Here is a 7,017-nt window from a genome sequence, read left to right as displayed (position 1 = left end):
ATCGTCGCTCGACATTTGTTATGGCGGGCGCGGGAAACGCCCTGAGTTTTTAACTTCTCTACACGCGCGGCGGATCGCCGCGCACTACATGATCTGCTGGCTGATCGCCGCAATATCGGCGGCGTTCAACGTGCCCGCCGCCTGCTTGAGCTTCAGCCCGTCAAGCACGAAGTTGTAGCCAGCCTCGGCCTGCTGGCGCTTGGCGTTGTACAGATTGCGCGAGGCGTCCAGCACGCTGACGATGTCGTTCAGCCCCGCCGTGAAGCCCTCTTCCTTGAGCTTGAGCGCCAGTTCGAACGACTGCACCGAGCTGTTCAGCGCGCGGATACGGTCCACGCCGATCACGATGTTCTGGAACGACGAAAACACCTGGCGCTGCACCTTGCGGCGCGTCAGGCTCAGGTCGGACGAGGCGGCGCTCAGGCGGCTGGCGGCGGCATGGCTCATGCCATACGTGTAGCCACCCTGGAAGATCGGCACCGACAGGTTCACGGTCACGCGGGTGTCGGCCACGGTGCTGCCGCCGCCGAACAGGCTGCCGCCGGTTTCGTTGCGGCCGGTGGAGGCGCGCAGGTTCAGGCTGGGGTAGTAGCCGGCCTTTTGCACCGCCACTTCCTTTTCCGCCACCGCCACGCCGGCCGAGGCCGCGCGGATCGACCAGTTCTGGTCCAGCGCGGTGCGCAGCCAGGCTTGCGCGTCGTTGGGCGCGGGCAAGGTCATCGGCAGGTCCTTGCGCACGGGGCGCAGCTTGAGGTTGCCGTAGCCGATGATTTCCTGAACGGCCTGCTGCTTGTCCAGGTAGTCGTTCTGCGCCAGCAGCGTATTGGCGTCCTGAATGTCCAGGCGCGCCTGCACTTCGCTCAGGCCCACGCGGGTTTCCTGGCCGCTGTGATAACGCGCCTGCACCAGTTCCATCTGCTTGCGGGTGGTGCGGCGTTCGGCCTCGGTCAGCTCGACCTGGTCCTGCGCGGCCAGCACGCTCAGATAAGCGGTGGCGGTGCGCAGCATCAGATCCTGCTGCGCGTAGGCGTAGCTGGCCACTTCCTTGCGTTCGGCGTCCTGCGACTGGCGCCACTTGTGATACGCGCCCAGCTCGAAGATGGGCTGGTTCAGCGTCAGCGCCCAACCGTTTTCCGCCCAGTTGGCGCGGCCGGTCTGATAGACCGCGTTTTCGCTTTCGACCACGTTCTGCTTGACGCGGCTGCGGTTCACTTCGCCGCTGACGCTGGGCAACAGGCCCGCGCGCGCCGAGGTCACGCCATAACCGACCGCCTGCAATTCTTGATACGCACCCTGCAATTGCGGGTCGTTCTTTAGCGCCATCATGTAAACCTGATCCAGCGTCATCGGCTCGGTCTGGTCGGGCAGCTGGGCGCTGTTATAGGCCGGGTTGTCTTGCGGCAGGTACGACACGGGCGCGGGCAGGACGGTGTTTTCGTCAAAGCGCGGCGCGGGCGACGGCGCCACCGTGTCCATCTGCGCGCTGGGCGTGGCTTTGCCGAACGCCGAATCCTGCTGCGGCGTGCGTTGCCCCATCTGGAGCGTGCCGCCTTCGGTCTGCACGCCAGGGGCGGCGTCCGCGCGTGCGGCGTCCGTGCTTGCGGTGTTCGTGCTGGATGCCGGCGCGGCTTGCGCCTTCGTGTCGGATGCGCCACCGCGTGCGGCGCAGCCGGCGATGCCCATCGCGGTCAGGACGGCCAGCGCGATCGCGCCCTTGCGCGCATGCGCGGGACGCAGAAGAAACTTGTCGTTGTCAGTCATAGTAGACAGTCAGGAACTCGTGTCCGTCCCGCGCGGCGCCGGCAGCCAGGCTGTACAGGCTGCGCGGTTCGTCGGGCAATAGAAAACCCAGGACCTCGCTTTCGGCCAGCGCCATGCTGGCGGCCAAACGCAAAAGGTCGGGAATGAAGGCTCGCAAAGGCAGGTCCGCCCCGCGAAAGGTGACCGTGAAGGAATCGCGCCGGGTATCGGCCTCGTCCACTTCCAGAAACATGAAGCCGGCGGGATCGGCTTGCTCGCAGGCCTGGGCGATGATGCGCTCGGCCACCTGGCGTAACACGGGGTTGGCCAGCAGCGCCAGACGCGGCGCCAGATGGGCGTCGAACGCGGCGCGGTCCGCCAGATAACGCATGCGATAGGCGGTGATGGCGGCTTCGCGCTGCGTGGCCGGATGCCACTTGTAGCCGCAGCCCAGGGGCAGCACGCCGTGCTGGCGCAGCGCCTCGGGCGTGGGCATGAATTCCAGGTAGATGCGGTACGTGCCCGCCCCGTCATCCGGCTCGTAGGCGAAGAACATGGCGCGGGCGTGCTCCATGTCCTGAAGCACGCGCATCCACAGCGGCTGCGGAATCGCCAGCGCCTGCGACAGCGTGGCGACGTCCAACTGATGCCAGTGTTCGCGCTGCACGCCCAGCATGAAGCGATTGCCGACCAGGCCCGCCGCCGAGAACTTCATCGACCATTCCACGCCGTCGATCTGCTTGCCGCTGAAAACGGACAGCAGCCGGTCGGCCCACACGCGCGCGTCGCCACGCAGCGTGTGCAGCGGAATCTGGATGTCGGACTCGGCCGCCGCCGCGCCCAAGGCGTCGGCAAGCGCCGGCGTCAGCGTCGCGGTCAGCATGGGCTGGAGGCCGCGACGGCGTCAGGCAAGCGCCGCGTCGCTGGGCGCGGCGTCGGTGGAAGACGCCACGTCTTTTTGCTGCTGCGCCTTGATGCGGCGCTGCTCGTCCAGCTGCATCGCCAGGCGCTGGATGTTGCCCAGCGAGGCGCGGTGCAGTTCGATCAGGCGCAGGATGCCCGCGCGCTGGAGCTCGACCACGCGGGCGTCGTCGATGCCGGCGAACTTCTGCTCGTCCACGACCCAGAAGCCGCTCAGGTAACGGTCGCCGTCGGCTTGCGAGATCGTGATGGTCTTGGCCGACAACAGGCCCAGCTCGTTCAAGCGCTTGGCCATGTTCTTGGTCAGTTCCATTTCGCCCTGGAACACGCGCAGAAATTCCATCATCTGCGTGAGGTAGCCGGTTTCCTTGCCGTCTTCGAACAACGCCACGCCGTCGGCGTTGTTCACGCCCGGATAGGATTCGTCGATGCACACGGCCAGGCGGTCGGCTTCGGACGTCGTGCCCAGCACGAAGGGATAACGGCGGGCGAAGGCCGGCACGTAGGTGTCGGCTTTCCACGTGCCCTGCTCGGTCACGAACAGGTTCGACTTGTCTTCCAGGCCCAGCAGCACGGCCACATGGAAATTGCCGGTTTCGTCGCCCACGAACACGATCGGGTAATGGCGGCCGGCGTCGGCGAATTCGCTGGCGGCAATCGGCAGCGCATTGGTGTCCTGCGCGAATGCGTAATGATCCGGCTGAATCTGGATTTTGGTTTCTTGGTGCGCGGCGCGATCCAGCGCCACGGCGCGTTCATAAAACATAGTCGCTGACATTATTTAATTCTCCTTACCTGATTTTTGTTACTTATTCGATGCCGGGCCCGCTTGCCCACTTGCTGCGCCAACCCCGTACTGGGACGGCGCTCCATCCGCCATAGGGATGACAACCGCAAGAATTAGACGTGTTTTGTAAGGCTTCGTCCAGAGCGAAAATTGGGCATTTTCCCTATGAAGAAAAGGATTTTTATACCCCTCGCCTCATTAATGGCGTTAAAAATCGGAATATTGCAGATTTATGCAGGACGGCCGACCATTCGCAGCCGCGCAAACTTATGCGAAATGCGTCGTCGGCAACGGCATTGGCTCGGCACAATAGCGCTACTCATCCATCGATACATCGGTCTTTAGTCGTAGAACGCCGACAAGGCTCGAAACATCGATTCGAAGGTGGCGCGCGCAGCAGGCCCTTGTTTTGGGCGAACTGCGCCCATCGTCATGCCAGAATGTCGCCCATGAAATTGACCATCACCGCCGCAATCCTGCTTATGGCCGCCCTGGCGTCCATCGCCTATCGGCTGACCCACCGCAGCCCTGACGACACCGGCACCCGCCTGCGCAGCGACATTATTTCCGGCGCATTGATGTATGCGTTTTTCGCCCCCGCCATTGGCGGCATCGCGGTGACGCTGGTTCTGAGCATTCTTTCCCAGGATCCCAAAAACCTGATCACCATGATCTTCGGCCTGCCCTGGTTCTATCTTTTTGGGGCAATCCCGGCGCTGCTGTGCGGCGTCGTGGCCGGCGCGCTGCGGCCGTTGCGCTCATCATGGTGGGCGATGGCGCGCATTGCGCTGATCGGCGCTTTTTTTGGAATGGGTTTTTTCCTGCCGTTCACCAGCCGCGACGCGGCGTTGAGCGATGCGGCATTCCCGTTTTTCGTGGGCGGCCTGCCCGGTATGTTGAGCGCGTTTCTATGCGCCTATTGGTTTTATGGCAAACCCGGCACGCCACGTGTGAAGGGCACCACCTGGGCGCAAACGGCATGACTTAACGCGACGCGCCCCGAGGGCATTCAATGCCGACGGGGCGCGTGGGTTTATTGCTTATCAGCGCGCATGGCGTGTGGCGCTTATGACGTCACATTATCCGCGGTCTTCTTCCTTTTCCTTCTGTTCCGCCGCCGCAACGTCTTCCAGTTTCACGGTTTGCGTACAGCCATTGGCGGCCGCGCACTGCCCCGGCTGCTGCGAGCTTTTCACGCATTCGGCAAACGCCAGCGCCGCATCCACCGTGGCGAAGTGGTACGAATGGCCGTCCGCGAAGGCGACCTTGCCTTCTACTGAGCAGTCCATGACGCCTCCTTGCGAATGTTCTCGTCCCCATAGCCGAAAGGCCAGCGACGCTTGTTCGGTTCGGGTGTCGGCTTCTCGTTATTCATGATGGACTCCTATATTCGAATATCGAAATCCTATCGTTGGAGTCGTAACTACCATGTAAGGGTTCGCAAACAAGCCCTTCACCTGTTGCGTTCCGGAAGCATGTCATCAGTGGGTAATAAACAATTGTGAAGTCGCCGCCGGTTATTGAGCCGGAACATTGTTATCGCCGCACAATGATTGCGCACGAATTCTCTGGACCTTTTGTCCTGTGGGAGAACCTCCATGTGCGACTGTGCAAAATGCCTGAGCGCTTCAGCGCTGGTCACCCCTCGCCGCCGCCTGCTGTTGGGCGCGGCGACACTTGCCGCTTTCGGCGCGACTGGCTGGCTGCCAACAGCCAACGCCGAAGTCCCGTCAAACGATATCGGCGGCGAGGAAGCGTTGAAGCGACTGATGGCGGGCAACGCCCGCTATGCGGCCAACAAACCCAATATGCGGGACTTTTCAGCGGGCCGGGCGGCCCTCGTCAAAACACAAAAGCCGATTGCCGCGATACTCAGTTGCTCTGATTCGCGGGTGGCGCCCGAGTTGGCGTTTGACCAGAATCCGGGGGACGTCTTCCTGGTGCGCGTGGCGGGAAACTTCGTCAATGACGACGGCTTGGCCAGCTTTGAATACGCCGCCAAGTTCCTGAACGTGCCGTTGATTCTGGTCCTGGGCCACAACAACTGCGGCGCGGTCGATGCCACGGTGAAGGTTCTGAAAGAGCAGGCCGAGCTGCCCGGCCACCTGCCCGAACTGGTCAACGCCATCAAGCCCGCCGTCGAACGCGCCAGCAAGGGCGAGCCCAAGAACCTGCTGGCCGCCGCCATCGCTGAAAACGTCCGGCTGGCCGTGCAGCGATTGCAGACGGCGCAGCCGATATTGCGCGGCATGGTCGAGCAAAAGAAGTTAATGGTGGCAGGCGGTGTGTACGACCTGGCCAGCGGCAAGGTCAAGCTGGTTTGATGACGCAGCACTGAAACGGTTTGCGCGGTCGCGGCCTGGCCAGCATCAGGCCGCGACCGGATCGTCGGCAAACCCCTCCGCTTAGGGCTTGGCTGCCAGCGGATGTTCAAAGAAAAAGCGCAGCATCTCCTGCGTGGCGTCCGGGCCGCTCGCGTCCGTGTACGAACCCTTGGGCGAACCGCCCGCCCAGGCATGGCCCGCGCCATGCACTTCCCAATATTCCGCGACCACTTCGCCCGCCGCATTCGTGTAGACGCGCCGGGTGCTGTCGCGGCCCCGCTTGTCGCTGGCCTTGCGTTCGCTTTGCACGCGCGCATCGGTTCCCGCGCTGGCCGCGACCACGGCATCGGCATTGGCCGGGTGCACGGTGCTGTCGCGATCCCCGTGAAAAACAATGGTCGGGGCGGACCCTTGAGCCGACGCCCCCGTCTTCACGCCCATGCCTTTCATGGCGGACAAGGCGGATGGCAGGTCCGACGCCGCCCCGGCCGCAAGGCCCGAGTGCACGCCCGCCGCCGCATACAGACGCGGATAGGCGTTGGCCAGGATGGCCGCCATCGCGCCGCCTGCCGACAGGCCGGCCACATAGACGCGCCGCGTGTCGATGCCATGTTCCGCGATGACGTGGCGCGTCATGTCCGCCAATATCGATGGCTCGCCCCGGCCCGCCTGCTGGTGGTTGTGCTTGAACCAGTTCCAGCATTTTTGCGGGTTGGTGTCGCGCGGCTGGATCGGATACAGCACATAGAAGCCTTGTTCACGGGCGGCCTCGTTCATCGCCGTGCCCGCCGCGAAATCATCGGCGTCCTGCGTGCAGCCGTGCAGCATCACCACCAGCGGGCGCGCCTGTCCGTTGGCGCCGGGCGGCACGTACAGCTTGTAGGCGCGCTGGCCCGAAGCATTGCGAAAGGTGCCGCTAGTGAAGAAATCGCCCGGCGTCGGCGTAGTGCCGCGCGGGGTGTCCATGGTGGGCTTGGGTGCGGGCGAGCCGTCTTGATCGACCGCCGGCGTCGGTGTCGCGCTGCGCGGCGCCGCATCGGGCACCTCGCGCGCTTCGACGTCGATCACGTCGGCCTCGTCATAACGCGGCGCGGCCGAGGCTGTCGTTGGCGATACGCCCATCAAGGCGGCTTGAATGGCGGCGGTGGCGGCGGCCAGGTTGCCGGAACGGGTGAGCCGGGTGGCCTGGCTCATCAACTGCTGGAATTCTGGATGCATGGATTGACCTTTTAAGCGGCGATAACA

7 protein-coding genes are annotated in these 7,017 nt (G+C 63.8%); 2 read left to right on the top strand and 5 right to left on the bottom strand.

Annotation, left to right across the window (positions count from 1 at the left end; genetic code table 11):
- Window positions 1-84 precede the first annotated feature (84 nt).
- The 3 genes from API01S_RS03380 to API01S_RS03370 are packed head-to-tail and all read right to left on the bottom strand — an operon-like array spanning window position 85 to window position 3,439.
- Window positions 85-1,761, bottom strand: coding sequence for a TolC family outer membrane protein (locus tag API01S_RS03380; RefSeq protein WP_061303106.1), 1,677 nt, complete (start codon window positions 1,759-1,761; stop codon window positions 85-87).
- Window positions 1,754-2,623 (bottom strand): hypothetical protein, encoded by an 870-nt coding sequence (locus tag API01S_RS03375; RefSeq protein WP_061303104.1) that lies wholly within the window; start codon window positions 2,621-2,623, stop codon window positions 1,754-1,756. The genes API01S_RS03380 and API01S_RS03375 overlap by 8 nt, the downstream gene beginning before the upstream one ends.
- A gap of 21 nt (window positions 2,624-2,644) precedes the next feature.
- On the bottom strand, window positions 2,645-3,439 hold the full coding sequence (locus API01S_RS03370) for a SapC family protein (protein WP_006219988.1): 795 nt from the start codon (window positions 3,437-3,439) through the stop codon (window positions 2,645-2,647).
- Between the two features lie 128 nt (window positions 3,440-3,567).
- On the opposite strand from API01S_RS03370, the gene API01S_RS29130 reads away from it, so the two are divergent.
- Window positions 3,568-4,431, top strand: coding sequence for a hypothetical protein (locus tag API01S_RS29130; RefSeq protein WP_156487054.1), 864 nt, complete (start codon window positions 3,568-3,570; stop codon window positions 4,429-4,431).
- A 96-nt stretch (window positions 4,432-4,527) separates the two neighbouring features.
- On the opposite strand, the gene API01S_RS03360 is transcribed toward API01S_RS29130, so the two are convergent.
- Window positions 4,528-4,737: a hypothetical protein gene (locus tag API01S_RS03360; RefSeq protein WP_006219990.1), complete on the bottom strand. Its 210-nt coding sequence runs from the start codon at window positions 4,735-4,737 to the stop codon at window positions 4,528-4,530.
- Between the two features lie 309 nt (window positions 4,738-5,046).
- On the opposite strand from API01S_RS03360, the gene API01S_RS03355 reads away from it, so the two are divergent.
- Window positions 5,047-5,772 (top strand): carbonic anhydrase, encoded by a 726-nt coding sequence (locus API01S_RS03355; RefSeq protein ID WP_061303102.1) that lies wholly within the window; start codon window positions 5,047-5,049, stop codon window positions 5,770-5,772.
- 81 nt (window positions 5,773-5,853) lie between these two features.
- Here the strand turns inward: API01S_RS03355 and API01S_RS03350 are convergent, their stop codons facing one another.
- Window positions 5,854-6,990 carry an extracellular catalytic domain type 1 short-chain-length polyhydroxyalkanoate depolymerase gene (locus API01S_RS03350; protein WP_061303099.1) on the bottom strand — a complete coding sequence of 379 codons (1,137 nt, stop codon included), beginning with the start codon at window positions 6,988-6,990 and terminating at the stop codon, window positions 5,854-5,856.
- Between the last annotated feature and the right edge of the window lie 27 nt (window positions 6,991-7,017).

The sequence above is a fragment of the Achromobacter piechaudii NBRC 102461 genome (assembly GCF_001571245.1).
In the GTDB taxonomy this organism is placed as follows: domain Bacteria; phylum Pseudomonadota; class Gammaproteobacteria; order Burkholderiales; family Burkholderiaceae_B; genus Achromobacter; species Achromobacter piechaudii.
Note: the sequence above shows the minus strand (reverse complement) of the source record. Positions and strands in the feature narration are given on the sequence as shown.

Excerpts from the sequence above, each read along its gene's own strand:
- API01S_RS03380 (WP_061303106.1), bottom strand. The coding sequence starts at position 1,761 with ATGACTGACAACGACAAGTTTCTTCTGCGTCCCGCGCATGCGCGCAAG.
- API01S_RS03375 (WP_061303104.1), bottom strand. The coding sequence starts at position 2,623 with ATGCTGACCGCGACGCTGACGCCGGCGCTTGCCGACGCCTTGGGCGCG.
- API01S_RS03355 (WP_061303102.1), top strand. The coding sequence starts at position 5,047 with ATGTGCGACTGTGCAAAATGCCTGAGCGCTTCAGCGCTGGTCACCCCT.
- API01S_RS03350 (WP_061303099.1), bottom strand. The coding sequence starts at position 6,990 with ATGCATCCAGAATTCCAGCAGTTGATGAGCCAGGCCACCCGGCTCACC.
- API01S_RS03370 (WP_006219988.1), bottom strand. The coding sequence starts at position 3,439 with ATGTCAGCGACTATGTTTTATGAACGCGCCGTGGCGCTGGATCGCGCC.
- API01S_RS03360 (WP_006219990.1), bottom strand. The coding sequence starts at position 4,737 with ATGGACTGCTCAGTAGAAGGCAAGGTCGCCTTCGCGGACGGCCATTCG.